Genomic DNA, 25,788 nt, shown 5'->3' with positions numbered 1-25,788 from the left:
AGTGATCAACTATGCCACGCGCGCCCCACCGTCAAGAGATGGTCCGCAGATCGCGGGGAAACGTGCAAGCCGCGCCACCACCCGCGCGGCGCCTCCCCGTCCGCCCGGGGAGGCGGGAGGTCACGCGGAGGCAGCCACGTCGTGGAGCGCAGTGACCAAGGGAGCGAGTTCGGGGAGTTGCCCGGCCTGGGCGAGGGTGGCGGCGAGGGTTTCGTCGTGAATGGGGCGGGCCTGGAGGAGGAGGGTCCAGCCCTGGTCGGTGAGCTCGGTGTAGATGCCGCGCCGGTCGTCCTGGCACAGGACGCGCGTCAGCAGCCCACGATCCTCCAGGCGGGTGACGAGGCGGGTGGTGGCGCTGCTCGACATCGCCTTCACCCTCACCGAGGTGAGCGGCTTCGCCGCCACAACCGTGCCGTGGCTCCTCATCCTGTTCGGCTGCGGCCTGTTCGTGGGGAACCTGGCCGGCGGCAAGGCCGCCGACCGATGGACCGCCGACGGCACTCTCGCGGTGGTGTTCACCGCACTCGCGGTCGTGCTCGCCGCGTTCGCGCTCACCGCGCGAAGCCAGGCGATGACCCTCGTCTCACTGCTGCTGATGGGGGCGTTCGGCTTCGCGACCGTGCCGGGCCTGCAGATGCGGATCATGCACTACGCGGGGCGCGCCGAAACGCTGGCCTCGGGCAGCAACATCGCCGCCTTCAACGTGGGCAACGCGCTCGGCGCCTGGCTGGGCGGGCTGACGATCGGCGCGGGCCTCGGCTTCACCTCGCCGGTCTGGGCGGGCACGGGCCTGACGATCGGCGCGGTCGCCGTGCTGGCGGTCGCGGCTCGGCTCGCCGTACGGCCCGCTCAGCGGATCCCACGCGCGATGTCGCCGGCACCCTGCCCGACCGCAGCGGCCTCGCCGACCGAGCGCCCGGCACGTTGAGTTGATCACCTGCTCCCCGCCGGTCACCGCGGGCGGTCGGCCACCCCGGCGCGCGCGATTGCCGCGGCCGCGGCTTTCGTCCAGCGGCTCTCGGGTGTTGAGGAGGCGTCGAAGCTCTTCTCGGCCGGCACGTCATCGGCTGCTCGGGACGCCGCCGTGTCCGCACCCGATCCGGAGCCGTGACGGCTCACAAACATGCGAAACGGCCTCTATCACGCAGCGAAACCGCGGATAGAGGCCGTATTCGACTAGGCGGACATCTTCTTCTTGAGGTTCTCGTCCAGCGCCGCCAGGAAGTCCTGGGTGGTCAGCCACTGGGCGTCGCCGCCGACCAGGAGCGCGAGGTCCTTGGTCATCTGGCCGCCCTCGACGGTCTCGACGCAGACCTGCTCCAGCTTGCCGGCGAAGTCGATCACGGCGGGGGTGCCGTCGAGCTTGCCCCGGTGGGCCAGGCCGCGCGTCCACGCGAAGATCGAGGCGATCGGGTTGGTGGAGGTCGGCTTGCCCTGCTGGTGCTGGCGGTAGTGGCGGGTCACCGTTCCGTGCGCGGCCTCCGCCTCGACGGTGCGGCCGTCAGGGGTCATCAGCACCGAGGTCATCAGGCCGAGCGAGCCGAAGCCCTGCGCCACGGTGTCGGACTGCACGTCGCCGTCGTAGTTCTTCGCCGCCCAGACGTAGCCGCCCTCCCACTTCAGCGCCGCCGCGACCATGTCGTCGATGAGGCGGTGCTCGTAGGTGAGGCCGGCCTTCTCGAAGTCGGCCTTGAACTCCGACTCGTAGACCTCGGCGAAGATGTCCTTGAAGCGGCCGTCGTACGCCTTGAGGATCGTGTTCTTCGTCGAGAGGTAGACCGGGTAGTTGCGGGACAGGCCGTAACGCATCGACGCGCGGGCGAAGTCGCGGATCGACTCGTCCAGGTTGTACATCGCCATCGCGATGCCGCTGCCGGGGAAGTCGTACACGTCGAGCTCGATCGGCTCGGAGCCGTCCTTCGGCGTGAACGTCAGGGTGAGCGTGCCCTCGCCGGGGACCTTCAGATCGGTGGCGCGATACTGGTCACCGAAGGCGTGACGGCCGACGACGATCGGCTTGGTCCAGCCCGGGACGAGCCGCGGCACGTTGGACATGATGATCGGCTCGCGGAAGATGACGCCGCCGAGGATGTTGCGGATGGTCCCGTTGGGGGACTTCCACATCTTCTTGAGGCCGAACTCCTCGACCCGCGCCTCGTCCGGGGTGATGGTGGCGCACTTCACGCCGACGCCGTGCTGCTTGATGGCGTTGGCGGCGTCGATGGTGACCTGGTCGTCCGTCGCGTCCCGATGCTCGATGCCGAGGTCGTAGTACTTCAGATCGACATCGAGGTAGGGAAGGATCAACTGGTCCTTGATGAACTGCCAGATGATCCGGGTCATCTCGTCGCCGTCAAGCTCGACGACGGGACCCTCCACCTTGATCTTGGGCATGCGAATGGTTCCCCTTCAATGATGTGATGCGTTGAGGCTATCGGACCGTCAAGTCACCGGGCTAAAAGGGACAGGATCAGCGCCTTCAGCTCGTTGTTGTAAAGCAGCAGTGAGGTCAGCACCAGCACGAAGCCGAAGACCGACAGCGTGACGACATCGGTCCGTCTGCTCCGCACGGACAGTTGCCCGCCGTATCCGGCGAAGCGGAGGGCGGCGGCGACCATGATGACGGCGCCCATGGTGAACCCGCCCCAGCGCAGGTTCACGAAGTAGGTCACGAGCACGCCGACGACCGCACCCACCAGGATCAGCGGGTACGGTCCCCAGCTCTCGCGTTCAGTCCCCTGGCTCAACGCATCCGCTCACAGTCACATCAGTCATCGCACCTGTTGATGGTCCCATTCTCCCCGGCCCGGCTCATCGCTCGTGCTGACGGTCGCATTCGCCGGCTCATCGCTCGTGCTGACGGGTCGCATTCGCCGGCTCATCGCTCGTCGACCGGCTTCCACTTCTGGTCCGTCTCCCCGATGTACTCGCTGTCCGGGCGGATGAGCCGGTTGTCGGCGTGCTGCTCGATGACGTGGGCGGTCCAGCCGGACATGCGGCTGATGGAGAAGACCGGCGTGAACAGGTCGGTCGGGATGCCCAGGTAGTGGTAGACGGACGCGGCGTAGAAGTCGACGTTCGGATAGAGGCCCTTCGTCTCGAAGACGACCTCCTCCATCTCCTTGGACATCCGGTAGTAGGTGTCGTCCCCGGACGCCCCGGCCAGTTCGGCGGACATCCTGCGCAGGTGGGTGGCGCGCGGGTCCTCGGTCTTGTAGACGCGGTGGCCGAAGCCCATGATCTTCTCGCCGGCCGCGAGCTTGTCGCGTACGGCCTGGGCCACGCTGCCGGGCGTCAGCGACTCCAGGGTCTTCATGACCTGCTCGTTCGCCCCGCCGTGCAGCGGGCCCTTGAGGGTGCCGATGGCGGCGACGATGGCGGAGTGCATGTCCGACAGCGTCGCGGCGCACACGCGGGCGGCGAACGTGGAGGCGTTCATGGTGTGGTCGGCGTGCAGCACCAGGCACTCGTCGAAGATCTCGACCTCACGGGGGTCGGGAGTGCGACCGGTCACCTGGAGCAGGAAGTTCGCGGCGATGCTCAGCGAGGAGTCGGGGTCGGGAACGCTCCCGCCGCCGCGGGCGGCGTGGAAGCGGGCGACCAGGAGGGGTTGCTGCGCGGTCAGCCGGGCGGCCTTGCGCAGGTTGGCGTCCGGGGTGATGGAGTCCTTGTCCGGGTCGTCGGCGCCCGACAGCGAGACCAGCGAGCGCAGCGCCTCCATGGGTTTCTGTTTCTCGGCGATTTCGGCGATGTTCGCCGAGACCAGGGCACCGAGCTCCCTGCCGCGCGCCAGCTCGGCGCCGTACGCGTCGAGCTCGGCCCTGTCGGGCAGCTTGCCGCGCTGCAGCAAGTGTGCGGTCTCCTCGAACGTCGCACGGCCGGCCAGGTCGTGGATGTCGTATCCACGGTAGAAGAGCCGGCCGGCCTTTCCGTCGATGTCGCTCAGCGCTGTGGACGCGGCGACGACATCGGCCAGACCTTTCGTGGGCTTGTCCGCCATGGGTGTTTCCTCCGCTTATCTTCCCTCGGAGTCTACCCGTGAGCAGGCAAAACCGGCTTCAAAGGTCCAGACCAATTTCACGTCGGATTCTCCTTTCAGCAAAGGAGATTCCGCATCCCCTCGTTTGGGTAAGCCGGAGCTGTAGTAATAGTTACGGCGGGCTACCTGGGGAGGAACTGCCGTGCCCAGGAGTAGGCGTGCCGTTCATACGCTGCGTCAACCCAGGGGAGGAACCGCCAGTGGAGGGGCCGTTCATACGCATCGAGGACACCGGCGAGGTGGTCCCCTTGCGCCCCGAGATCACGACGGTGGGGAGGGGCCGGGGTGTGGACATCCGGCTCACCGACCCCAGCGTGTCTCGACTCCATGCCGAGTTCGTCAGACGAGGACCCTACCTGTATGTCGTCGACCTGGGGCTGTCCAGGAACGGCACGCGGGTGAACGGCAGGCCGATCGCCCGGAGGGTCCTTGACGACGGCGACGTCGTCTCCTTCGGCGCGGCCAGGGGTCGCATCGGTGGAGTCCCCCGTGAGGACTTCACCCCTGAGGTCGAGCTGCGCAGGGCGGCCGCGCCCGAGCTGACCAGGCGCGAGGTCGACGTGCTGACCTCGCTCTGCAGGCCGGCGCTGTCGGACGAGGCGTTCGTCGCCCCGGCGACCGCACGCGAGATCGCCGACGACCTGGTCGTGACCGAGGCCGCGGTCAAGCAGCATTTGCTGCGGCTCTACCAGAAGTTCAGGATTCCCGAGGGCACCAACCGGCGCACACGGCTGGCCAACGAGGTCGTCGCGCTCGGACTGGTACGCCCGACCCCCGTGGTGCCGCCACAGAGGTCGTCGGGAGCCACCGAGCAGCCGTCGCCCGCTGGGCGGAGGGCTTCTTAGGTGCCTGAAAGGCCACCTGCGTAGACCGGATCGCGACCGGGGCCACGGCGAGGGGTTCCGGCGGCATCGGAACCTTCACGAGCGGTGGCGGGGGCATGCACTCGGGCGGGGCGTGCCGGGTGATCGCCGGCCGGATGACCGGCCGGCGACACGTACGGGCGCAGCACGCCCGCGAACCGGCTCAGATCACCCGGAAGCCGTTGCTGGGCTTACTCGTCCTGTTGGCGCGGTCGACCGCCACCACGTAGTAGTGGTCGCCGCGTCCGCCGTCGGGGTCGGTCCAGCGCACCTGCCGGTCGCCGGGCACGACGGCCACCAGGTGGCGCGCGTCAGCGAAGTCGCCGGACCGCGCGTTCCTGTCGAAGCGGAAGACGGCGAACAGGAACGGCTCGTCCCGGCCGGTCGCCACCGCCCGCACCTCGACCCCGCCGTGGCGGCGCAGCGCGTACGCCAGCACCGGCCGGCGCGGCGGCTCCCCCTTGGCGAGCCTGGGCAGCACGGGCGCCAACGCGGGCCGCCGGTAGTGGTCGTCGACCGCGGTCGAGATGGAGGCGATCCTGTCGACCTTGACGTCGTTGGCGTTGTACCAGATGTCGCCGCCGATCTCGGGGTGGTCCCTGTTGAGGGTCAGGTGCCTGGACAACTCGTCCGGCGCCTGCCACTCCGCCGCCTGGGCGGGGTCGCCGGCCTTGTAGGCGGCCTGGCCGATCCACAGCTGCGTCTTCGTGCCCGCGGCGACGTCGGACCACCAGGGGACGAGCTTGGAGTAGTCGGCCGGCGGCTGCCCGATGTACCAGTAGAGCTGCGGGGCGATGTAGTCGAGCCAGCCCTTCTTGACCCAGCCGCGGGTGTCGGCGTGCAGGTTGTCGTACGACTGGCCGCCGTTGGTGTCGGAGCCGAGCGGGTCGCTGGCCTTGTTGCGCCAGATGCCGGACGGGCTGATGCCCCACGCGATCTCCGGCTTGGACTCCAGCACCCGCTGCTGCATCTCCTGGACCATGAGGTCGACGTTGTTGCGCCGCCAGGAGGCCAGGTCGGGGAAGCCGGCGCCGTGCTCGGCGAACGCGGCGCTGTCGTCGAAGCCCGTGGTGTTGGTCGGGTAGAAGTAGTCGTCGAAGTGGAGGCCGTCGATGTCGTAGCGGGTGACCGCGTCCATCATGGCGTCCTGACAGAACTTCCGCACTTCCGGCATGCCGGGGTTGTAGTAGAGCTTGCCGCCGAACGGCAGGATCCAGTCGGGGTGCTTGCGCCCGGGGTGGTCGGGGTGCAGCTTGGCCGGGTCGTCCTGCATCGAGACGCGGTAGGGGTTGAACCACGCGTGGAAGGCGAGGCCGCGCTTGTGGGTCTCCTCCACGGCGAACCCGAGCGGGTCGTAGCCGGGGTCCTGCCCCTGCGTCCCGGTCAGATACTGTGACCAGGGTTCGAACGGCGACGGCCAGAACGCGTCGGCGGTCGGCCTGATCTGCACGAACACCGAGTTGAGCTTGCGCTGCACGGCCACGTCCAGCCAGGCGAGATATTCGGCCTTCTGCTCGTCCGCGGTCAGTCCCGGCTTCGAGGGCCAGTTGATGTTGACCACGGAGGCGATCCACATGCCGCGCATCTGGCGCAGCGGCGGGATGTGGCCGTTCGTCGACGCGTAGGCGGGCAGCGGAACGGCGGAGGCGGCGGCGGCGAGGGCTAAGCCCTTCAGGAGAGTCCTTCTGCTGGGCATTGGGGGGTGGCCTCTCGGAAGTGGTTGTGTCGAGGGCGACAATGACAGAAAATTACCTTCAGATCAACAATCGTGAAGGAAAATGCCGATGAGCGGTGACCTGTACAGACTGGCGATGACGGTGCTGCATCCGGGGTACGAGGGGACCTCCACCCCCGACTGGCTGCGCCGGGCGCTGGGCGAAGGTCTTGGCGGCGTGGTGCTGTTCGCCCGCAACGCCATCGACGCGCAGCTCGTACGGCACTTCCGCGCCGAGAACCCGGACACGATCGTGGCGATCGACGAGGAGGGCGGCGCGGTCACCCGGCTCGAGGTCACGAACGGCAGCTCCTTCCCCGGCAACCGGGCGCTGGGCGTGGTCGACGACGTGACGCTCACCGAGCGGGTGGGCCGGCAGATCGGCAGGATGCTCGCCGACCTCGACATCACGCTCGACTACGCGCCCTCCGCCGACGTGAACTCCAACCCGGCCAACCCCGTGATCGGCGTGCGCTCGTTCGGTGCGACGCCCGACCTGGTCACCCGCCACACCGTCGCCTACGTCAACGGCGTGCAGGGCGCCGGCGTGGCCGCCTGCGCCAAGCACTTCCCCGGGCACGGCGACACGGTCACCGACTCCCACCTGGCGCTGCCCACCGTGCACGCCTCGCGCGAGGTCTTCCACGAACGCGACCTCCCGCCCTTCCGCGCCGCGATCGACGCCGGGGTGCGCTCCATCATGTCGGGCCACCTGCTCATCCCCGCCCTCGATCCGTCGATGCCGGCGACACTCAGCCGTACCATCCTGACCGAGCTCCTGAGGGGCGAGCTCGGTTTCGACGGGATGCTCGTCACCGACGCGATCGAGATGCAGGCGGTGGCCGACATGTTCGGCCCCGGCGAGATCGCGGTGCGCGCGCTCGACGCGGGCGTGGACGCGATCTGCGTGGGGCTGTCCACGGAGGACAGCCTGCACGAGATCCGCGACGCGATCGTGGCCGCCGTGCGCGAGGGGACGCTGCAGGAGGAGCGCCTGGCGGAGGCCGCCGCCCGGGTCCGCGCACTCGCCGGCTGGTACGCCGCCCGCACGGAGCTGCGCGACAAGGTCCGCGGCGACGTCGACGAAGGCGTCGGCCTGGAGGCCGCCAGGGCGGCGCTCACCACCTCCGGCACCCCCGCGCTCGACCGCGGACCCCTGGTCGTCGAGGTCAACACCCGCTTCAGCAAGGCGGTCGACCCGGCCACGCCGACCGGCGTCACGGCCGCGCTGGCCTCCCTGCTGCCGAACACGGCCAGGGTGCAGATGGAGCCGCAGGGCGAGCTGCCGCCCTTCGACGAACGGCCGGTCGTGCTGGTGGTGCACGACGCCGCCCGGCACGCCTGGGTGCGGGAGACCGTGGCGAAGGCCCTCGCGCTCAGGCCCGACGCGATCGTGGTCGACACCGGCATCCCCGCCCCGCCCGACGGCGCCACCCACGGGTTCACCCATGTGGCCACCCACGGCATCTCCCGCGTGTCCGCCCTCGCGGCGGCGGAATGGCTGCTTCGGTGACCGCCGAGCCCGCGAACCCGGTCGCGGCCGTACGCGCCGTGCTGCCGTCGCTCACCCCCGCCGCGCAGTCCATCGCCCGCATCATCCTCGACGATCCCGGGCTGGTCGTACGGAGCACGATCACCGAGTTCAGCTCGGTCTCCGGCACCAGCGAGGCGACGATCGTCCGCACGGCGCGGGCGCTCGGGTTCGCCGGGTACTCGCAGATGCGCTTCGCGCTCGCCGCGGCCGTCGCCAAGGAGCCCGAGCGGCTGGTGCCGGGCGACCTCGCGCCCGACGACCCGCTGACCGACGTGATCGCCAAGGTCGCGCGCGCCGAGTCGGAGGCGCTGGCCGACACGGCGGCGCAGCTCGACCCCGACCAGCTGGCCGAGATCGTGCAGGCCATCTCGACGGCCCGGCGCGTCGACGTGTACGGCGTCGCGGCCTCCGGCCTGGTAGCCGCCGACATGTCGCAGAAGCTGCTGCGGATCGGGCTGTCCAGCCATCCGTTCAGCGACGCGCACCTGGCCCTGACCAGCGCGGCGCTGCTCAGGAAAGGCGACGTGGCGGTGGCGATCAGCTGCAGCGGCGAGACGCCCGACGTGCTCGTCCCCGCCAGGACGGCCGCGGACACGGGCGCGATGATCGTCGCGATCACCAACAACCCCCGCTCGTCGCTGGCCGAGATGGCGCACCACACGCTGGTGTCGGCGGGCCGCGAGACGGCCTTCCGGCCCGGCGCGCTGGCCAGCCGGATCAGCCAGCTGCTGATCGTCGACTGCATCTTCGTGGGACTGGCGCAGCGCACCTACGACAGGGCCGACGCGGCCATCCGCGCCACCAGGGAGGCCACCGACCGCTACCGCGCCCGCTGACCGGACACGTCTACCGGCAGACCCGGCGGGGAATGCTAGAACGGTGAGCACCGTCAGGGACGCCGCGTTCGACGTGCTGAGCAGCCGCGGGCTGACCACGATCTTCTGCAACCCCGGCTCCACCGAGGTGTCGCTGCTCGTGGACCTGCCGGACGATCTGCGCTTCGTGCTCGGCCTGCACGAGGCCTCCGTGGTCGGGATGGCGACCGGCTGGGCCATCGGGAACGAAGCCCCCGCGCTGGTCGTGCTGCACACCACCGCCGGGCTGGGCACCGCCGTCGGCGCCATCGCCACCGCCCGGGTCAACCGGGCGCCCCTGGTGATCATCGTGGGGCAGCAGGACCGGCGGCACCTGGCGCTGGAGCCGTTCCTGACCGGACGGCTGGAAGGGCTGGCCGGCGACTACCCGGTGTGGGCGAACCAGCCGGCACGCGCGCAGGACGTACCAGGGGCGCTGGCCCGCGCCTGGCACGAGGCGGTCACGGCCCGCGGGCCCGCGCTGGTGATCGTGCCGATGGACGACTGGCAGGAGCCCTTCGACGGGGAGGTCCTCGCGGCGCCGGCCCGGCTGCTGCGCCCGGCCGCCGTCCCCGACGCCGACCTGGCGCCGCTGGTCCGGCTGCTGGCGGGCGCGCGCTCCCCGGCGATCGTGGCCGGCGCGGGGGCCGCATGGGACCCCCTGGTCGCGCTGGCCGAGCGGCTGCGGTGCCCGGTGTTCCAGGAGTCGTTCGGGGCGCGCGCCGGCTTCCCGCAGGACCACCCGCAGTACGCGGGCGTCCTGCCCGCCGACAGGGAACGCCTGCGAAAGCGGCTGGCCCCGCATGACGTGGTGCTCGCGGTGGGCGCCCCTGTGTTCCGGCAGTACGTGTACGTGCCGGGCCCGCTGGTCGCCCCGGGCACCTCGGTCGCCCTGGTCACCGACGACCCGGCGGAGGCGCACCGCAGCGCGGCCGACCTGGCCTGCCTCGCCTCCCCCGCCTCCGTCTGCGCCCGCCTCGCCACCCTCCTCCCCGCCGTCCCGGCCACCCCGCCGCACCACCGACCGAACGTCCCCGCCACCCCCAGCCCCGAACCCCCGGCAGGCGGCCCTGCCACCCTGGAGCCCGGTCTTGACGGCCCGGCACCCCCAGCAGGCACCCCGGGCGGCGCTCCCGCGTCCGGCCCCGGCGAGCCTCCCCGTGACGGTGGGCCGCTGCGGGCCGCGCACGTGCTGCGCGCGCTGGCAAGCCGGCTGCCCACGGACACCGTGCTCATCGAGGAGACCCCGTCCTCCCGCCCCGACCTGCACCGCCTCGTGCCCGCGAGGACCCCGCTCGGCTTCGTCTCCGCGGCCATGGGCGGGCTCGGCTTCGCCCTGCCCGCCGCCGTAGGACTGCGCATGGCGCTCCCCGACCGCCCGGTGGTCGCGGTCGTGGGCGACGGGTCGGCGCTCTACGGACTGCACGCCCTCTGGAGCGCCACCCACTACCGCGTCGGCGCGCTGTTCGTCGTGCTCGCCAACGGCCGGTACGCGGTCATGGACCGGCTGGCCGACAAGCAGGGCGGCAAGGCGCCGTGGCCACCGTTCACCGAGGTGGACGTACGTGGCCTGGCCAGGTCACTCGGCTGCCCGGCCCGGCGGGTGGACTCGTACGACGAGCTGACGGCGACCCTCGACGAGGTCCTGCCCGGGCTGTCCGCCCGCGAGGAACCCCTGCTGCTCGACGTGACCGTGGCCGTTGATCCCGACTTCCAGCCTTGAGACGCTGCTCCCTTGACGTTCCTGGACCCCAAGACCTGGACGGGCTCCGACTTCGGCGGCTGGACCGCCTCCCGCTCCGGAGACGCGCCCGTCATCGAACTCGGCCGGGCGGGCGCCGCCGGAGCCGACGACGTCGCGGCGGCCACCGTACGAGCCCGCGAGGAGCAGCGGGCCGCCGTGGCCTCGTTCGGCGGGCGGGGCGCGTCGGGGACGGGCACGCGGCTGGGCGGGCCGGGTGCGGACATCGACGCCTTCACGGAGACGCAGTGGGTCACCATGCAGGGCGACGTCGCGGCGTACCCGTTCTGACGCCCGGCCCCCTGGAACGCCCTCACGCTTCCTGGGCGCGCCGCCCGTACGGCGGCAGCCGGGTGCGGCCCGCGTCAGCCGCCGGAAGCGCCGGACCGGAGCCGCTCAGCCGCCTCCACCACGTTGGAGAGCAGCAGGGCTCGGGTCATGGGGCCGACTCCGCCCGGATTGGGGGTGAGGAAGCCCGCGACCCCCTCGACGTCGAGCGCCACGTCTCCGGCGATCTTCCCGTTGACCCGGGAGACGCCCACGTCGAGCACGGCCGCGCCGGGCTTGACCATGTCACGGGTGATGAGCTCGGGAACGCCGGCCGCCGCGACCACGATGTCGGCCCTGCGCACGTGGCCGGCCAGGTCTTGGGTGCCGGTGTGGCAGAGGGTGACGGTGGCGTTCTCGCTGCGGCGGGTCAGCAGCAGCCCCAGCGAGCGGCCCACCGTGATGCCGCGGCCGACCACGGCCACCTCGGCGCCCTTGATCGGCACGCCGTATTCCTGCAGGAGCAGCACGATGCCGTGCGGGGTGCACGGGAGGGGCGCGTCGACCATGTGCACGAGGCGGCCGAGGTTGATCGGGTGGAGGCCGTCGGCGTCCTTCGCCGGGTCCATCCGCTCCAGCAGGGCCATCGTGTCGAGGTGCTTGGGCAGGGGCAGCTGGACGATGTAGCCGGTGCACTCGGGGGAGGCGTTGAGCTCGTCGATGGCCGCCTCGACCTCGGCCTGGGTGGCGGTCTCAGGCAGATCGACGCGGATGGAGGCGATGCCCACCTCCGCGCAGTCCCGGTGCTTGCCTGCGACGTAGATCTGGCTGCCGGGGTCGTCGCCCACGAGCACGGTGCCGAGGCCGGGCGTGATGCCGCGTTCTCTCAGCGCGGCCACCCTGGTCGCGAGGTCGGCCTTGATCTTGGCGGCGGTGGCCTTGCCATCGAGTTTCACTGCACTCATGCGGCAATCCTTCCATGCCTCGTCTCGGCCCTCGTACAGGGTGCTCGGGGCGTTCGCGACGAGGGAGACCAGTGATCACGTACGCGGCGGAGAACGGAGCGGGGCCGCCAGTTATCCACAGACCCCAGGCAGCTGGATCCGGTTATCCACAGGCCGCTCTTGACATCGTTGTCATCGATCTTTCGAAGGCTTAGTGTTGCGGGCGCCAGCAACAAGCTCAGGAGGTCCCCCTTGCCCACCCGCCTGTTGTCCGCGGAGTCGACCGATCTGTTCGTGGGCTCGCGTGACGAGCCGCACCAAGTGCTGCGCGTCACCGTCGCCGCAGGAGACCAGGAGACGTCGCTCGACCTGCGCGGCGAGGGCGTCCGCCTGGCCGGGCCCGTGCGCGTTCCCGCCACGGCCGGCGTGCTGGAGGTCCCCATGGCCGTGTCCGCGCCCCCGGGCGCCGCCGTGCCCTGCCTGCTCACCCTGGGCGAGGAGTCCCTCGAGGTCACCGTCACGGCCGAGGAGCCTGGCTGGACCATGCACATGGTCTCCCACTTCCACTACGACCCGGTGTGGTGGAACACTCAGGCCGCCTACACCAGCCCGTGGGAGCTGCTCTCCGCCGACAACACGACCAGGCCACTCTATGAGCGAAACGCGTTCGCGCTGGTCGAGGCGCACATCGAGCTGGCGCTGCGCGACCCCGACTACCGCTTCGTGCTGGCCGAGGTCGACTATCTCAAGCCGTTCTTCGACACCCACCCCGAGCGGCGCGCTGACCTGCGGGCCCTCATGGCCGAGGGCCGCGTCGAGCTGATCGGCGGCACCTACAACGAGCCCAACACCAACCTGACCGGCGCCGAGACCACCATCCGCAACCTCGTCTACGGCATCGGCTACCAGCGCGACATCCTCGGCGGCGATCCGCGCACCGCGTGGCAGCTCGACGTGTTCGGGCACGACCCCCAGTTCCCCGGCTACCTCGCGGCGGCCGGGCTGACCGGCAGCGCGTGGGCACGCGGGCCGTTCCACCAGTGGGGCCCGATCAGCAAGAACTTCAAGCAGGCCAAGAACGACGCGGCGCTGATGCAGTTTCCCAGCGAGTTCGAGTGGATCTCGCCGTCAGGGCAGGGCGTGCTGACCCACTACATGCCCGCCCACTATTCCGCCGGCTGGTCGATGGACTCCTCGCCCTCCCTCGACGAGGCCTGTCAGGCGGTCTACGACCTCTACCGCTCGCTCAAGCCCGTCGCCGCGACGAAGAACATCCTGCTCCCCGTCGGCACCGACTACACACCGCCCAACAAGTGGGTCACCGACATCCACCGCACCTGGGCCTCCCGCTACGTGTGGCCCCGGTTCGTCTGCGCCACACCCCGCGACTTCCTCGACGCCGTTCGCGCCGGCAGGTCGTCGTTCAGCCCTCAGACGCGCGACATGAACCCCATCTACACCGGCAAAGACGTCTCCTACATCGACACCAAGCAGGCCCAGCGGGCCGCCGAGGTGGCGGCACTCGACGCCGAGCGCCTGTCGACGTTCGCCGCCCTGCTCGGGCTCGGCCGCTACCCGCACACCGCGCTCGACAAGGTGTGGCGGCAGCTGGCCTACGGCGCACACCACGACGCGATCACCGGCTCCGAGTCCGACCAGGTCTACATCGACCTGCTGACCGGCTGGCGCGAGGCCCACGACCTGGCCGCGACCGCCCGCGACCGCGCGCTCGACGCGCTGACCGGCCAGATCACGCTCGACGGCCACAGCGTGGTGGTGACCAACACCCTGCCCTTCGCCCGCGACGGCCTGGTCCGCGTGAGCGTTCCCGCCGGGCACACCGTGGCCGGCCACTCGGGAGCCGAGGTCCCCGCCGTCGCGGAGGGCGGCACGCTGACCTTCCTGGCCCGCGACGTGCCCTCGCTGGGCTGGCGCACCTATCGCGTGGTGCGGGGCGTCCCCGGCTCCTGGCAGGCTCAGGCTCCCGTGACCCACGCCACCGAGCCGGAGACCCCTCCCACGCCGGTCGCCTCGGACACCTCGCGTTCCGGCCCCGTCCCCGCCGGCGCGTCGACGCCGGTCACCATCGAAAACGACCGGTGGCGCGTCACGGCCGATCCGGCGCGCGGCGGGGCGCTGACCTCCATCCTCGATCTCGCCTCAGGCCGGGAGTTGCTGACCGGTCCCGGCAACGAGCTGCGCCTTTATCACGAATACCCGCAACATCCCGACATGGGCGAGGGCCCGTGGCATCTCATCCCCACCGGCCAGGCCGAAGGCTCCGCCGAGACGCGGGCGCTGTCGGCCTCCGCGCAGACGAGCCCGATCGGCCACCGCCTGACGGTCACGGGCCAGGTCGGCGAGATCACCTACGAGCAGACCGTGACCCTGACGGACGGCTCCGACCGCATCGACTTCACCACCCGCGTCCTCGACCACACCGGCGCGGACCGCCTGCTCCGGGTGCGTTTCCCCGCCCGTGTCGACGGGGCGCTGCCGGCGTCCGACGTGGCCGGCGCCGTGGTGGGGCGCGGGTTCGCGCTGCCCGACGTCGACACCGCCGAGCACCCGTGGACCCTCGACAACCCGGCCAACACCTGGTTCGGCCTGTCCACCACGGCGAAGGTCGACCTCGGCGAAGCGGGTTCGCGGGCGTTGGGCGTGGCCGAGGTCGTGGTGCCCGCACTCGACGACGCCCCCAAGGCCCGCGACCTGGTGGTCGCCCTGGCCCGCGTCGGTGTCACCGCCACCACGTCCTGCGCGCCCGGCACCCGTTACGGCTGGCTCGACGTCGACTCCAACCTGCCCGACGTGCGCATCGTCATCGGCGGCCCCGACGACAACCCGCTGGCCGCCGAGCTGCTCTCCCGCGCCGACCCGGCCTACCTCGACGCGCTCAAGTCGGGCGCGTCCCGGGTGTGGGTACCCGCCGAACGCCCGCTGACGGAGGTCTGGCAGCCCAGCGCCGACCTGCGCGACGTACGCGCCCTGCCCGCCCTGATCGTCACCGGCCCCGTCACCGACCTGGTGGCCGACCTCGCCGACGCCACGATCGAGGCGGTCTGCCCGCTGGGCGCCGAGCGGCTCGACGACCGTACGGTCGCCCTGCTGACCGATGGCCTGCCCGGCTTCGCCGTCGACCCGTCCGGCGCGCTGCACCTGTCCCTGATGCGCTCGTGCACGGGCTGGCCGTCGGGCATCTGGCTCGACCCGCCCCACCGCACGACGCCCGACGGCTCGGGTTTCCAGCTCCAGCACTGGACCCACGAGTTCTCCTACTCCCTGGTGGCCGGTGAGGGTGACTGGCGGGCCCTGCGGCTGCCGGCGGCGGCCCAGGAGCACATCACCCCGCTGCTCCCCCGCACCGTCGACGCCGCACAGCAGGGCGCTCTTCCCGAGGTCCACTCCCTGCTGACCCTCACGCCGGCGCGCGACGTGCTGCTGGGCACCCTCAAGGCCACCGGCAACCCGCACGCCCACGGCCGCGCCGGCCGGCCCGACGACGGTGTCACCATCCGCCTGGTCGAGTCGACCGGGCTGGGCTCCCAGGCCGGGCTCGGCTCTCCCGTGCTCCCCCTCGACCGGCTCGTCCACGCCGATCTGCTCGAACGTCCCGGCACGCCGGCCACCGACCTCACCCTGACCGGCGCCGAGATCGCCACCTACATCGCCCCCGCAGCCCTGCCCGCCACCGACGCACCCGAGTTCGGCCCGGAAACGGAGCCGGCGCAGCCGGTCTACAGCCGCTACTGGCTGCACAACAAGGGCCCCGCACCGCTGGGCTACCTGCCGGTCTCCATCGCCATCGACCCCGGCCTCGTCACCTCACCGCGGGAGCCCTTCGAGGTGGAGGTCGTCGTCTCCTCCCACCTGACCGACGAGCCCCACGAGGGCGTGGCAGAGGTCCGCGTGCCCGAAGGGTGGACCGCCACCCCGGCCCAGCGCCCCTTCCGCCTCCCACCCGGCGGCCACCTGCGGTTCCCGGTGACCGTGACGCCCCCGTCCCTCCCGGGATCCGGCCTCTGCTTCGTCTCGGCCCGCACCACAGCGGGCGGCCAGCTCATCGAAGACGTCACCACGGTCGCCTTCGGCGACGCCCCCGAGTTGCCCGTGGCCGGCACCCCCGCCGAACCTCGCAGAGCCAACCGGGGCACCAAGTCCGCCGATGCCCGCCCGACGGGCCTGTCGGTCACCCCCGCCACCGGGTCGCTGAAGCTCCAGCCCGGCGACCGCGCCTCGCTCACGCTCAGGCTCGCCAACACGACCTCGGACGAGATCCGCGGCGAGGCCCAGCTCGCCTCCCCTTGGGGCACGTGGTCCATGCTCCCGGAGGTCATCCAGGGCTTCACGGTGGCCCCGGGCGAGACGGCGGAGGTGTCGTTCCCGGCGGAGGTCCCCACGGACGCGAGCGACGGCCACGCCTGGGCCCTGGCCAAGGTCATGTGGTTCGGCCGCTGCCAGTACGCCCCAGCCATCCGCCTGGAGGTGACCCGGTGACCCACCTCCAGAGTCCCACGGCGGCGGAGACACGGCACGAGACGCACTCCGGTCAGCGGGAGGTGATCGGCTGGGTGGACGGCCGCCCGATCTCCCGCAAGCTCCTCGACGAGCGCCTCACCGCCCTGCGAGAGGGCCCGCTCAGCGCGGCGCTTCCGGTGCCGGGCACCTCCGTGGACCGCCAGCTCGCCAGGTGGCTCACCCAGGTCATCCTCACCGAGGCACTGTGCGAGAGCACGGCCACCGGTCTCGGCCTGCGCCCGAAGGAGAGACCGCCACTGGATCGCTTGGCCGCCGTCGAGCTGGGCTCGATCAACGCCGCCGCCTACAACGGCAGCCCGTGGGTGCGCGCCATGTTCGACCACGTCACAGCCGATGTCATCACCCCATCGGAATGGCGGCGCAGGCCGCCTCCCGCCCTTGCTTCCCCGTCACGGCACCTCGTACGACATCGTCTGTTCACCGATCGCGAGCAGGCGAGCGAAGCCTCCCCCGCCGATCTCGAACCTCTCGGGGCGATCACGCTCGACTCGCTACCGATCGCCGTCGCCGAAGCCCTCCAGGCCCACCCGTGCGCCACGCTCGTCGGCCCGGTCGAAGACAACCTCGGCTGGCACGTCGCCATCGCTACCCCGAGCCCGCCCGCCCACTCGGCCCCACGTTCAGCCCCTGAACCCACCACCGTCCCGGCTTCGGGCTCGGCCTTCGGCACCGCCCCAGGCCCGACCTCACAGACGAGCTCGCCGTCGCCCTCCGGACCTTCCGCAACCGCTACCGGGCGACCGGCCGCAGGCACGACCCGGACCGGCCCGGGCGTGGTCCCTGCCCCGATCCCCGACCCGGCCACCGATGTGAGCTCGCCGTCACCTCAGGAAACTGCCGCAACCACGACCCCGAGAACGGCTGTGGCGGGCTTTATGGGAGGATCCGCCCTGGAGGAGCAACAATCGCATCGGATGTCCCGTGCGTCGCGCCAAGATCCATACCTCTTGGAGGCGGCGCAGCGGCAGGCGTTCGCGCGATGGCTCGACGACCTACGTGCCAAGAAGGTGAAGCTCGTTCCCGGCTTTGAGCATCCTGGCGATCCACGCCAGCCCGACAACCACCACAAACACTGATGACCTGCGTACTCGCCATCGACATCGGAGGGACCAAGCTCGCCGCCGCACTGGTGGACGAGTCGGGGTCGATCCTGCGTTCCGCGACCCGGCCCACACCGCGTGCGGACGTCATGAACGTGCTGGCGGCTCTCATCTCGGAGGTGAAGACGGGCGGTCCGCCGCCCGTGGCCGTCGGCATCGGCTGCGCGGGGCCCATCGACCTCGCCGCCGGAACCGTGAGCCCGGTCAACATGCCGAGTTGGCGGGCATTCCCGCTGCGCGACGAAGTACGGAAGCTGACCGGCCTGCCCACCATGCTGGCGGGCGACGCGCAGTGCTTCGCGCTCGGGGAGCACTGGCTGGGCGCGGGCCAGGGCAGCGACGCGCTGCTCGGCATCGTGGTCTCCACGGGCATCGGCGGGGGCCTGGTGATCAACGGCTCGCCGCTGCTCGGCCCGACAGGCAACTCCGGCCATGTGGGGCACATGTCCGTCGACCCGAACGGTGAGCGGTGCGAGTGCGGCGGCCGCGGGTGCGTGGAGCGCTACTCCAGTGGCCCCAACCTGGTTCGCTGGGCCGTCGGTCACGGCTGGAAAGGCGAGCCGGCCGACGCCCGCACTCTGGCCGAGAACGCGGCCGCGGGCGACTCGGTCGCGCTGGCCGCGTTCGAGCGTGGGGCCAGGGCGCTCGCGGGGATGATCGCCTCGGTGACGGCCGCAACCGAGACCACGAAGGTGGTGGTCGGTGGCGGCGTGTCGATGGCCGGCAAGGTGCTGTTCGAACCCTTGGCGCGGGCGCTCGACGACGTCGCGGGCCTCGCCTTCGTCCGGGCCGTCCGCGTCGTGCCTTCCGTACTGGGCGTCCGGGCCTCTCTGGCCGGCGCGGCGAAGCTCGCGCTGGATCATTCACCACCGGCATAGCCCTTACCGACCGCTGGGACGGCGAGTTGTGCCACGCCCGTGCCTCGTGGGGACGACGGCCCGTGCCTCGTGGGGACGACGGCCCGTGCCGCGTGGAGACGACAGCCCGTGTGCCGCATGGGGAAGACGCCCCGTGTGCCGCGCGGGGACGACAGCCCGTGTGCCGCATGGGGAAGACGGCCCGTGCCGTGTGGAGACGGCGGCCCGTGTGGCGGGAAACCCTGCCGTGGGTCGCCCGGTTTACTCCGGTTCGGTGAGCCGGGCCTCGCGGCGTTCGATGATGCGGCGGGTGAAGGGGATGATCTCCATGACGCGGCTGCCCAGATAGGCACCGATGAAGGCGAGCACCAGGAGGACGAAGGGGCTGGTAGCGAGGCCGTTCACAGTGACGAGGGCCTGCAGCATCGCGTCAAGCAACGAAGACTCCGGAGAACGAGCAAACGGGAGAAGGCATCAGGTTAACCGGAGACAAGGGATGCTCGCCGCAAAACGGCCAAAGGGCGACATGATCGGCCATGTCGCCCTTTGACGGATGATCACTGGACGTAGGGTGATCAGTGGAAGAAGTGGCGCGTACCGGTGAAGTAGAGGGTGATGCCCGCCTTCTCGGCCGCGTCGATGACCTCCTGGTCACGGATGGAGCCGCCGGGTTCGACGATCGCCCGCACACCCGCCTCGATCAGCACCTGCGGGCCGTCGGGGAACGGGAAGAACGCGTCGGAGGCCGCGACCGCGCCGGCGGCGCGCTCGCCCGCCCTGGTGGCCGCCAGGCGGCAGGAGTCGACCCGGTTGACCTGACCCATGCCGACGCCCACGGTCGCGCCGTCGGCGGCGAGCAGGATGGCGTTCGACTTGACCGAGCGGCAGGCCCGCCAGGCGAACTCCAGGTCGGCCAGCTGCTCGGGCGTCGCGGGTGTGCCGGTCTTGAGCTCCCACTGGGCGGCCGAGTCGCCGGGCGCGTCCACCTTGTCGACCGACTGCACCAGCAGGCCGCCGTCGATCTCGCGCAGCTCCGTCCTTCGTGACGGGCCCTGCGGGCACACCAGAAGGCGCAGGCTCTTCTTGGCACGCAACGTCTCCAGGGCCTCGGCGGCGTAGGAGGGAGCGATGACGACCTCGGTGAAGACGTCGGCGATCTGCCTGGCCAGCTCGGCCGTGACCTCGCGGTTGACGGCGATCACGCCGCCGTAGGCGGACACGGGGTCGCACGCGTGGGCCTTGCGGTGCGCCTCGGCCACGTCGGAGCCGACCGCGATGCCGCAGGGATTCTGGTGCTTGATGATGGCGACGCAGGGCTCGGTGAAGTCCCACGCGGCGCGCCAGGCGGCGTCGGAGTCGAGGTAGTTGTTGTAGGACATCTCCTTGCCGTGCAGCTGCTCGGCGTTGGCGAGACCGCCCGTGCCGCCCGTGTAGAGGGCGGCGCCCTGGTGCGGGTTCTCGCCGTAGCGCAGGGTGGCCTTGCGCTGGTAGGCGCCGCCGGTGAACGACGGGAAGTCACCCTCCTCTCCGTACGTGCCGGCGAACCAGTTGGCCACGGCCACGTCGTACGAGGCCGTGTGGGCGTAGGCGATGCCGGCCAGGCGCCGGCGCTCGGCCAGCGTGAACCCGCCCTCGGCCACGGCGGCGAGCACGTCGCCGTAGAAGCCGGGATCGACCACGACCGCGCAGGTGTTGTGGTTCTTCGCGGCGCCACGGATCATGGCGGGCCCGCCGATGTCGATCTGCTCGACGCACTCCTCACCGGACGCCCCCGAGGCCACCGTCTCCTGGAACGGATAGAGGTTGACGACCACGAGCTGGAACGGGTCGATCTCCAGCTCCTCCAGCTGGGTCACGTGGTGGGGCTTGGTGATGTCGGCCAGCAGCCCGGCGTGCACGCGCGGGTGCAGGGTCTTGACCCGTCCGTCGAGGCACTCGGGGAACCCGGTCAGCTGCTCCACCTTCGTCACCGGGATCCCGAAGGACGAGATCGCGGCCGCGGTGCCACCGGTCGAGACGATCTCCACGCCTGCGCCGTCGAGGCCTCTGGCCAGCTCTTCGAGACCGGACTTGTCGTATACAGCGATCAACGCGCGCCGGATGGCGATGCGAGTCACGTGGATTCCCCTCCTGTGTGGTTGCCGATGCGGACGCTGCGTCCGCTGACCGTCCAGCCCTCGCGAGCCATCCGGCCGACGATCTCGACGAGCAGACGGCGCTCGACGGTCTTGATGCGCTCGTGCAGGACGGCTTCGTCGTCGTCGGGGAGCACGGGCACCGCTTCCTGGGCGACGATCGGCCCGCTGTCGACGCCCTCGTCGGCCAGCATCACCGTGCAGCCGGTCACTTTGACGCCGTGGGCCAGCGCGTCGCGCACGCCGTGGGCGCCGGGGAACGACGGCAGGAGCGCGGGGTGTGTGTTGAGCAGGGGAAAGGCCTGGAGCGTGGGCTTGCCGAGAATTTTCATGAAGCCCGCCGACACGACCAGGTCAGGCTCGTACGCGGCGATCCTGGCCGCGATGGCCACATCCCATTCCGCCCGTGTCGCGTAATCGCCCACTTTTTCCACAAAAGTCGGGATGCCTGCCTTCGAGGCCCTGACCAGCCCCTCTATCCCCTCCCTGTCGGCGCCGACCGCGACCACGCGAGCACCGTAAGACGGGTCGGCAGAAGCGTCCAGCAGGGCCTGTAGGTTGGTTCCAGAGCCGGAGACGAGGACGACGAGCCGCCCAACCTTAGACACGCACACTCTCCCAAGAGGTAACAGGGTGGGGCTGTCAGCGTATCTGTTCCTCGCCCGGCGACGCAGAGGAGGTCAGGTGTCGACACCGGTGAAGGCACCGGCAGGCCAGCAGCCCGCTGAATCGGCGGGCCGCCGAGCGATCTGGTTGTCCATCGCAGCGCTGGCCATGACGTTCATGTTGCCGCTCGCGGGCCTGGTCATGGCGTTGTTCGCGCTCATGGCCGGCATCAAGGCTCTGCCGCTGCTCAAAGGCGAGGGCAAGCCCACGGGCGTCGCTGTGGGCGGCATCACCGTCTCTGCGATCGCCCTGGCGCTGTCCGCGATGGCCACGGGAATGCAGCTCTACCTGATGGACGAATACTCCGCCTACCAGGAGTGCATGAAGGGCGCGGGCACGGTGTCGTCCCAGGGCGAGTGTTTCACGCAGTTCAGGGACGCGGCTGAGCGCAAGCTCCCGGCCGACGTGCTCGAACTGCTCGGCGCCATGCAACCGTAGGCGCGTCTCTTCACGCGGACCTGGCCTCAGGCCGGTCGGCCGCCCGCCGCCAGGGTCACCGTGCGACGCGGAAGAACTCCCGCAGGTCGCCGACCAGCAGGTCGGGCGTTTCCAGCGCCGGGAAGTGGCCACCCCGGTCGAACTCCGACCAGTGGCGGACGGTGTTCGCCGGGTCGGCGAGGGTGCGGATCGTCATATCCGCCGCGAACACCGCGATCCCCTGCGGCGGCGCCGGCACGGACGGCCACTCCGCCTGGTCGGCGCCGAACTGGCCGGAGGCCATCTCGCGGTAGGCGCGCATGCCCTCGTACAGCATGTCGGCCGAGGACGCGCCGGAGCCGGTGAACCAGTACAGGCTCACGCCGGTGAGCAGCCGGTCGCGGTCCACCGCGTCATCGGGTAGATCGGCGGCAGGATCAGTCCATTCTTTGAACTTCTCCGCGATCCACGCCAGCTGTCCGATCGGCGAGTCGTTCAGCGAGTAGCCAAGGGTCCGCGGGCGGGTGGACTGCAGGTGCAGATAGCCGAGGCCGTCCTGGCGGGCGGCGTTGAAGCGCTCGGCGCGGGCTCGGTCCGCGCCGGACAGGCCGTCCAGCTCGATGGGCGGGCCGAAGGGGTACGGCGACGGACCGTTGATATGGGTGGCGACCACACGACCCGGGGCGGCCATGGGCAGCAGCATGGTCACACCGCCCCCGACGTCACCGCCTTGCGCGGCGAACCGCTCGTACCCGAGCCGGGCCATCAGCTCCCCGAACGCGGCGGCCACCCGGAACAGGTTGCCCCAGCCCGGGTCCCGCACCGGGTTGGAGAACGCGAAGCCGGGCAGCGACGGGACCACGACGTGGAACGCGTCCGCCGGATCACCGCCGTGCGCGCGAGGGTCGGTCAGCGGCCCGATCGCGTCCAGGAAGTCCACGAACGAGCCGGGCCAGCCGTGGAAGAGAATCAGCGGCAGCGCGTCCGGCTCGGGCGAGCGGACATGCAGGAAGTGGATGTCCTGGCCGTCGATCGTGGTCACGAACTGCGGGTACCCGTTCAGTGTCTTCTCCTGCGCACGCCAGTCGAAGCCGTTCGCCCAGTAGCCCGCCAAGTCCTTGAGGTAGTCCACGGGAACGCCGCGCTCCCACCCGGTTCCGCGGATCTGCCGGGGCCAGCGGGTGCGGGTGAGGCGATCGCGCAGGTCGTCCAGTTCGGCCTGCGGAATGTCGACGCGGAACGGACGGATGTCCGTGTTGGAGTTCATACCGGGAACGTAGGAGCGATACCGGAACCAGCCGTTCCTGTATGCGGGCAGACTTTGCCCTATGTCGGACACAGCACAACGACTGCTGCGGCTGCTCTCCTTGTTGCAGACGCCGCGGGACTGGAGCGGACCAGAGCTGGCCGAGCGTCTCGGCGTCACCGCGCGCACCGTGCGCAACGATGTCGAACGCCTGCGCGGTCTCGGCTATCCGGTGCACGGGATCAGGGGCGTCACCGGCGGTTACCGGCTCGGACCTGGTGCGCGGTTGCCGCCGCTGCTGCTCGATGACGACGAGGCGGTCGCCGTCGCGGTCGGCCTCCGGGTGGGCGCCACGCAGGGAGCGGTCACCGGCATCGAGGAGGCGGCGCTGCGTGCCCTGACCAAGCTGGAACAGCTGCTGCCGTCACGGCTTCGCCACCGTGTCAACGGCTTGCGCGCCTACCTCGTCCCGCTCCCGCACGCGGGTTCCCGGGTGGACGCCGACACGCTCACCGCGATCGCGGCGGCCTCGCGCGACCACGAGCGGCTCCGGTTCGACTACGCCGCACATGACGGGTCGGCCGGCCGCCGCGAGGTCGAGCCGCACCGGCTCGCGCACAGCCGTGGCCGCTGGTACCTGGTCGGGTGGGACGTCGCGAGGTCCGACTGGCGCACGTTCCGGGTGGACCGGATGCGGTTGCGGACCCCGAACGGCCCCCGGTTCACGCCACGCGAGGAACCCGGCGGTGACCTCGTCGGCCATGTCACCACCGGCCTGGCCACCGCGACCTGGCAGTGCAGGGCACGGGTGACGGTCCGCGCACCGGCCGAGCACGTACGCGACCTGCTGCCGTCCGGCGTCCGGGTGGAGCCCTTGGGCGATGACGCCTGCGTGGCCGAGGTCGGCTCGGACACACCGCAGATGCTGGCCTGCTATCTCGGCATGCTCGGCGCCGGCTTCGAGGTCACCGAGCCGCCCGAACTCGTCGCGGAGATCCGCGCGCTGGCCGAGCGCTACCGGCGGGCGGTTCCGGAGGGAACACCTTGACGTACGTCGCCGCGCGGCGTGCCGGCCGTCGAGCCGCCCGACCGGACGGCCGTCACAGCGCTAGTCGCGGTCCCAGGCGTAGGGGTCGACGTAGATGACGTGGCCGCCGCGGTCGTCCGACTCGTCGACGATGTCCTTGCGCGGCGGGCGGGCGTCCGGCCCCGGACTCGGCTCCGGCACGCGCGAGCGGGACTGGGCCAGCGTCTCGGCCGCCGCAGACGCGTGCTCGTCCTGCCAGTCGTCCCTGATGACGGGGATCTCCTGGGTGTCGGCCTCCGTCGCGTCCATCCAGTGGCCGGGCAGCGGGCGCGGATCGGACTCGGCCAGCCCCACCTTGCTCGCCGCCTTGGCCAGCGCGGCCCCGGCCTTGCGCACGGGGGCGGCCGCCTTGTCGAGGGGTGTGCGGGCGCGTTTGTTGAGCAGCAGCAGGTTGGTCACGCCAGCGGAGATGCCCGCGGCCACGCCGACCTCAAGAGCCACCGACAGCGCCACCTCCCAGGGAGACGGCCCGACCGTGGCGAGCTTGCCGCCGCCGATGGGGCCGCCGGACAGCGCGGCCAGGACCCCCGCCACGACGCCTGTGGAGACCCCGCTGAGGAACCCCCACAGCGGCGCCGCCTCGTAGGACGGCGACGGCGAGATCCTGGCCACCATCACGCCCGCCACCGCTCCGGCCGCGAACGGCAGCGCGATCACCGCCATCATCCACGCCGGCACGGTGCCGCTCTCCGGCAGCGCCCCCAGCAGCGGCAGGCTCGGAACCGTGCCGAGTTGCACCCCGGTGGGCGCGACCAGGGTGTCGGCGCCGATCGCGAACCCCGGCCCCGCGATGTAGGACAGGGCCCAGACGACGGCGTTGAGGGCGTAGAGGAGTTGCAGCAGCAACAGCAGCACCCCGCCCACGAACCCGGGCGAGAGCACGCTGGACAGCTCCTGGATCTGCCCGAAGTTGAGCACGATGGCGACCAGCACGAGCGCGAGCCCGGCCACGAGCAGCACCGCCGTGGCGACGGCCGTGCCGACGGTCAGGGCGCGCACCCGCTCGGGCAGCAGCCGCAACATGACCCGCCAGGGCCCGATCATCCGCGCCGTGGCCAGCGAGCCGGCGAGGAACGCCAGCACGAAGTGGCTGAACAGCGTCTCGCCGAGGAACGGCTGGGTGATCTCGTTGCGCGCGACGAGCGCGATCAGTCCGGCGAGCAGCGCATACGGGGCCGCCAGCGACACCCCCGCCTGCACCACGAGCACCAGCTGGGCCCGCCGCCGGGCCCCCGCCTGCGCCTTCGGGCTGTTCTTCGGCAGCCGGGCGGGCAGGCGCAGCCGCAGGTCGGCGTCGCGAGCCATCCATCGTGCCGCGCGGTAGAGCAGCACGGCGGGCAGCAGCATCAGCCCCAGCGGCAGCAGGCCGACCCGCCCGCCTGGGATCGCGAACCCGGCGTGGTGCGCGGCCAGCCAGAGCTGCGCCGCCGTACGGAACACGCCCGGCAGCCCGGCTTCGAGCGTGCCGCGTGGCGCTGCGATCCAGCCGACCAGCGTGAGCGTGGTGAGCGCCGCCAGCCCGACGCCGAGCGTGGCGGCGGCCGCCAGCATCCCCGACACGGGCAGCGGCCGCCTGGTCTCGTCGTCGTCGCTCGAGACCCCGGGCAGTCGGCCGAGCACCGACCGGGGGGCGGCACGTAGCTGGTCGAGAATCGCCGTCACAGTAGGCGATTTTCTCAAGCTTTCCCGACCAGCGCTTGGTTGACGCGCCGCCCGCCCTTACTTTGTGGCCGCCGATCCCGTCCCGGTCGCGCGACGCTCTCCGTCTCCATCCTTCACGACGCT

At 71.2% G+C, this 25,788-nt stretch carries 20 protein-coding genes and 2 pseudogenes; 11 read left to right on the top strand and 11 right to left on the bottom strand.

The features are described from left to right. Positions 1-120: 120 nt before the first annotated feature. Positions 121-369, bottom strand: a pseudogene (locus ABGB14_RS27105) (MarR family transcriptional regulator); the annotation flags it as partial. Here ABGB14_RS27105 and ABGB14_RS27100 point away from each other — a divergent pair. After that, the gene (locus tag ABGB14_RS27100; RefSeq protein ID WP_347646627.1) at positions 275-928 is read left to right on the top strand and encodes an MFS transporter; all 654 of its coding nucleotides are present in this window, start codon (positions 275-277) and stop codon (positions 926-928) included. The pseudogene ABGB14_RS27105 and the gene ABGB14_RS27100 sit on opposite strands and share 95 nt — an antisense overlap. Before the next feature lie 248 nt (positions 929-1,176). Here ABGB14_RS27100 and ABGB14_RS27095 read toward each other — a convergent pair whose 3' ends face one another. The 3 genes from ABGB14_RS27095 to ABGB14_RS27085 form a co-directional block, all read right to left on the bottom strand. Further along, positions 1,177-2,394 carry an NADP-dependent isocitrate dehydrogenase gene (locus ABGB14_RS27095; protein ID WP_347646626.1) on the bottom strand — a complete coding sequence of 406 codons (1,218 nt, stop codon included), beginning with the start codon at positions 2,392-2,394 and terminating at the stop codon, positions 1,177-1,179. Between the two features lie 53 nt (positions 2,395-2,447). Beyond that, positions 2,448-2,747: a DUF3017 domain-containing protein gene (locus tag ABGB14_RS27090; protein WP_347646625.1), complete on the bottom strand. Its 300-nt coding sequence runs from the start codon at positions 2,745-2,747 to the stop codon at positions 2,448-2,450. 131 nt (positions 2,748-2,878) lie between these two features. After that, on the bottom strand, positions 2,879-4,000 hold the full coding sequence (locus tag ABGB14_RS27085) for a citrate/2-methylcitrate synthase (RefSeq protein WP_347646624.1): 1,122 nt from the start codon (positions 3,998-4,000) through the stop codon (positions 2,879-2,881). 239 nt (positions 4,001-4,239) lie between these two features. Here ABGB14_RS27085 and ABGB14_RS27080 point away from each other — a divergent pair, with 239 nt between their 5' ends. Beyond that, entirely contained in the window at positions 4,240-4,884 is a 645-nt protein-coding gene (locus ABGB14_RS27080) for an FHA domain-containing protein (protein ID WP_347646623.1), read from the top strand. Positions 4,885-5,065: 181 nt separating this feature from the next. Here ABGB14_RS27080 and ABGB14_RS27075 read toward each other — a convergent pair whose 3' ends face one another. Beyond that, entirely contained in the window at positions 5,066-6,598 is a 1,533-nt protein-coding gene (locus ABGB14_RS27075; protein WP_347646622.1) for a family 10 glycosylhydrolase, read from the bottom strand. Between the two features lie 88 nt (positions 6,599-6,686). Here ABGB14_RS27075 and ABGB14_RS27070 point away from each other — a divergent pair, with 88 nt between their 5' ends. From ABGB14_RS27070 to ABGB14_RS27055, 4 genes and pseudogenes are all read left to right on the top strand, one after another. After that, complete coding sequence (locus ABGB14_RS27070; protein WP_347646621.1) at positions 6,687-8,129, top strand: glycoside hydrolase family 3 protein; 1,443 nt, start codon at positions 6,687-6,689, stop codon at positions 8,127-8,129. Further along, positions 8,114-8,986 (top strand): MurR/RpiR family transcriptional regulator, encoded by an 873-nt coding sequence (locus tag ABGB14_RS27065; protein WP_347646620.1) that lies wholly within the window; start codon positions 8,114-8,116, stop codon positions 8,984-8,986. The genes ABGB14_RS27070 and ABGB14_RS27065 overlap by 16 nt, the downstream gene beginning before the upstream one ends. A gap of 43 nt (positions 8,987-9,029) precedes the next feature. Continuing rightward, positions 9,030-10,727 carry a thiamine pyrophosphate-dependent enzyme gene (locus tag ABGB14_RS27060; RefSeq protein ID WP_347646619.1) on the top strand — a complete coding sequence of 566 codons (1,698 nt, stop codon included), beginning with the start codon at positions 9,030-9,032 and terminating at the stop codon, positions 10,725-10,727. A gap of 174 nt (positions 10,728-10,901) precedes the next feature. Beyond that, a pseudogene (locus ABGB14_RS27055) lies at positions 10,902-11,036 on the top strand (benzaldehyde dehydrogenase); the annotation flags it as partial. Between the two features lie 74 nt (positions 11,037-11,110). Here ABGB14_RS27055 and ABGB14_RS27050 read toward each other — a convergent pair. Next, positions 11,111-11,977 carry a bifunctional methylenetetrahydrofolate dehydrogenase/methenyltetrahydrofolate cyclohydrolase gene (locus ABGB14_RS27050; RefSeq protein ID WP_347646618.1) on the bottom strand — a complete coding sequence of 289 codons (867 nt, stop codon included), beginning with the start codon at positions 11,975-11,977 and terminating at the stop codon, positions 11,111-11,113. A gap of 231 nt (positions 11,978-12,208) precedes the next feature. Here ABGB14_RS27050 and ABGB14_RS27045 point away from each other — a divergent pair, with 231 nt between their 5' ends. Genes ABGB14_RS27045 through ABGB14_RS27035 form a run of 3 tightly spaced genes read left to right on the top strand, consistent with a single transcriptional unit; the run spans position 12,209 to position 18,473 of the window. Further along, entirely contained in the window at positions 12,209-16,453 is a 4,245-nt protein-coding gene (locus ABGB14_RS27045; protein WP_347646617.1) for a glycoside hydrolase family 38 C-terminal domain-containing protein, read from the top strand. Continuing rightward, the gene (locus ABGB14_RS27040) at positions 16,450-17,571 is read left to right on the top strand and encodes a hypothetical protein (RefSeq protein WP_347646616.1); all 1,122 of its coding nucleotides are present in this window, start codon (positions 16,450-16,452) and stop codon (positions 17,569-17,571) included. The genes ABGB14_RS27045 and ABGB14_RS27040 overlap by 4 nt, the downstream gene beginning before the upstream one ends. Continuing rightward, positions 17,571-18,473, top strand: coding sequence for an ROK family protein (locus ABGB14_RS27035; RefSeq protein ID WP_347646615.1), 903 nt, complete (start codon positions 17,571-17,573; stop codon positions 18,471-18,473). Before ABGB14_RS27040 ends, ABGB14_RS27035 begins: the two co-directional genes overlap by 1 nt. A gap of 240 nt (positions 18,474-18,713) precedes the next feature. Here ABGB14_RS27035 and ABGB14_RS27030 read toward each other — a convergent pair whose 3' ends face one another. From ABGB14_RS27030 to purN, 3 genes are all read right to left on the bottom strand, one after another. Beyond that, positions 18,714-18,878, bottom strand: a complete 165-nt coding sequence (locus ABGB14_RS27030) for a hypothetical protein (protein ID WP_347646614.1) — start codon at positions 18,876-18,878, stop codon at positions 18,714-18,716. A 149-nt stretch (positions 18,879-19,027) separates the two neighbouring features. Next, positions 19,028-20,569, bottom strand: a complete 1,542-nt coding sequence (gene purH / locus ABGB14_RS27025) for a bifunctional phosphoribosylaminoimidazolecarboxamide formyltransferase/IMP cyclohydrolase (RefSeq protein WP_347646613.1) — start codon at positions 20,567-20,569, stop codon at positions 19,028-19,030. After that, on the bottom strand, positions 20,566-21,195 hold the full coding sequence (gene purN, locus ABGB14_RS27020; protein ID WP_347646612.1) for a phosphoribosylglycinamide formyltransferase: 630 nt from the start codon (positions 21,193-21,195) through the stop codon (positions 20,566-20,568). The genes purH and purN overlap by 4 nt, the downstream gene beginning before the upstream one ends. A 76-nt stretch (positions 21,196-21,271) precedes the next feature. Here purN and ABGB14_RS27015 point away from each other — a divergent pair, with 76 nt between their 5' ends. Next, the gene (locus ABGB14_RS27015) at positions 21,272-21,691 is read left to right on the top strand and encodes a hypothetical protein (RefSeq protein ID WP_347646611.1); all 420 of its coding nucleotides are present in this window, start codon (positions 21,272-21,274) and stop codon (positions 21,689-21,691) included. A gap of 55 nt (positions 21,692-21,746) precedes the next feature. Here ABGB14_RS27015 and ABGB14_RS27010 read toward each other — a convergent pair whose 3' ends face one another. Then, positions 21,747-22,937 (bottom strand): epoxide hydrolase family protein, encoded by a 1,191-nt coding sequence (locus ABGB14_RS27010; protein WP_347646610.1) that lies wholly within the window; start codon positions 22,935-22,937, stop codon positions 21,747-21,749. A gap of 61 nt (positions 22,938-22,998) precedes the next feature. On the opposite strand from ABGB14_RS27010, the gene ABGB14_RS27005 reads away from it, so the two are divergent. Further along, entirely contained in the window at positions 22,999-23,964 is a 966-nt protein-coding gene (locus tag ABGB14_RS27005) for a YafY family protein (protein ID WP_347646609.1), read from the top strand. 60 nt (positions 23,965-24,024) lie between these two features. Here ABGB14_RS27005 and ABGB14_RS27000 read toward each other — a convergent pair whose 3' ends face one another. Next, complete coding sequence (locus tag ABGB14_RS27000; RefSeq protein ID WP_347646608.1) at positions 24,025-25,665, bottom strand: DUF6350 family protein; 1,641 nt, start codon at positions 25,663-25,665, stop codon at positions 24,025-24,027. Between the last annotated feature and the right edge of the window lie 123 nt (positions 25,666-25,788).

The organism is Nonomuraea sp. B10E15 (genome assembly GCF_039871615.1).
In the GTDB taxonomy this organism is placed as follows: domain Bacteria; phylum Actinomycetota; class Actinomycetes; order Streptosporangiales; family Streptosporangiaceae; genus Nonomuraea.
The sequence above is the reverse complement of the archived record's forward strand: the minus strand, read 5'-3'. Positions and strand labels throughout refer to the sequence as shown.

What these genes read in the sequence shown, in the direction of transcription:
- ABGB14_RS27005 (WP_347646609.1), top strand. Translation starts at nt 22,999, where the DNA reads ATGTCGGACACAGCACAACGACTGCTGCGGCTGCTCTCCTTGTTGCAG.
- ABGB14_RS27070 (WP_347646621.1), top strand. Translation starts at nt 6,687, where the DNA reads ATGAGCGGTGACCTGTACAGACTGGCGATGACGGTGCTGCATCCGGGG.
- ABGB14_RS27065 (WP_347646620.1), top strand. Translation starts at nt 8,114, where the DNA reads ATGGCTGCTTCGGTGACCGCCGAGCCCGCGAACCCGGTCGCGGCCGTA.
- ABGB14_RS27030 (WP_347646614.1), bottom strand. Translation starts at nt 18,878, where the DNA reads ATGCTGCAGGCCCTCGTCACTGTGAACGGCCTCGCTACCAGCCCCTTC.
- ABGB14_RS27085 (WP_347646624.1), bottom strand. Translation starts at nt 4,000, where the DNA reads ATGGCGGACAAGCCCACGAAAGGTCTGGCCGATGTCGTCGCCGCGTCC.
- ABGB14_RS27095 (WP_347646626.1), bottom strand. Translation starts at nt 2,394, where the DNA reads ATGCCCAAGATCAAGGTGGAGGGTCCCGTCGTCGAGCTTGACGGCGAC.
- ABGB14_RS27075 (WP_347646622.1), bottom strand. Translation starts at nt 6,598, where the DNA reads ATGCCCAGCAGAAGGACTCTCCTGAAGGGCTTAGCCCTCGCCGCCGCC.
- ABGB14_RS27100 (WP_347646627.1), top strand. Translation starts at nt 275, where the DNA reads ATGCCGCGCCGGTCGTCCTGGCACAGGACGCGCGTCAGCAGCCCACGA.
- ABGB14_RS27010 (WP_347646610.1), bottom strand. Translation starts at nt 22,937, where the DNA reads ATGAACTCCAACACGGACATCCGTCCGTTCCGCGTCGACATTCCGCAG.
- ABGB14_RS27050 (WP_347646618.1), bottom strand. Translation starts at nt 11,977, where the DNA reads ATGAGTGCAGTGAAACTCGATGGCAAGGCCACCGCCGCCAAGATCAAG.
- ABGB14_RS27035 (WP_347646615.1), top strand. Translation starts at nt 17,571, where the DNA reads ATGACCTGCGTACTCGCCATCGACATCGGAGGGACCAAGCTCGCCGCC.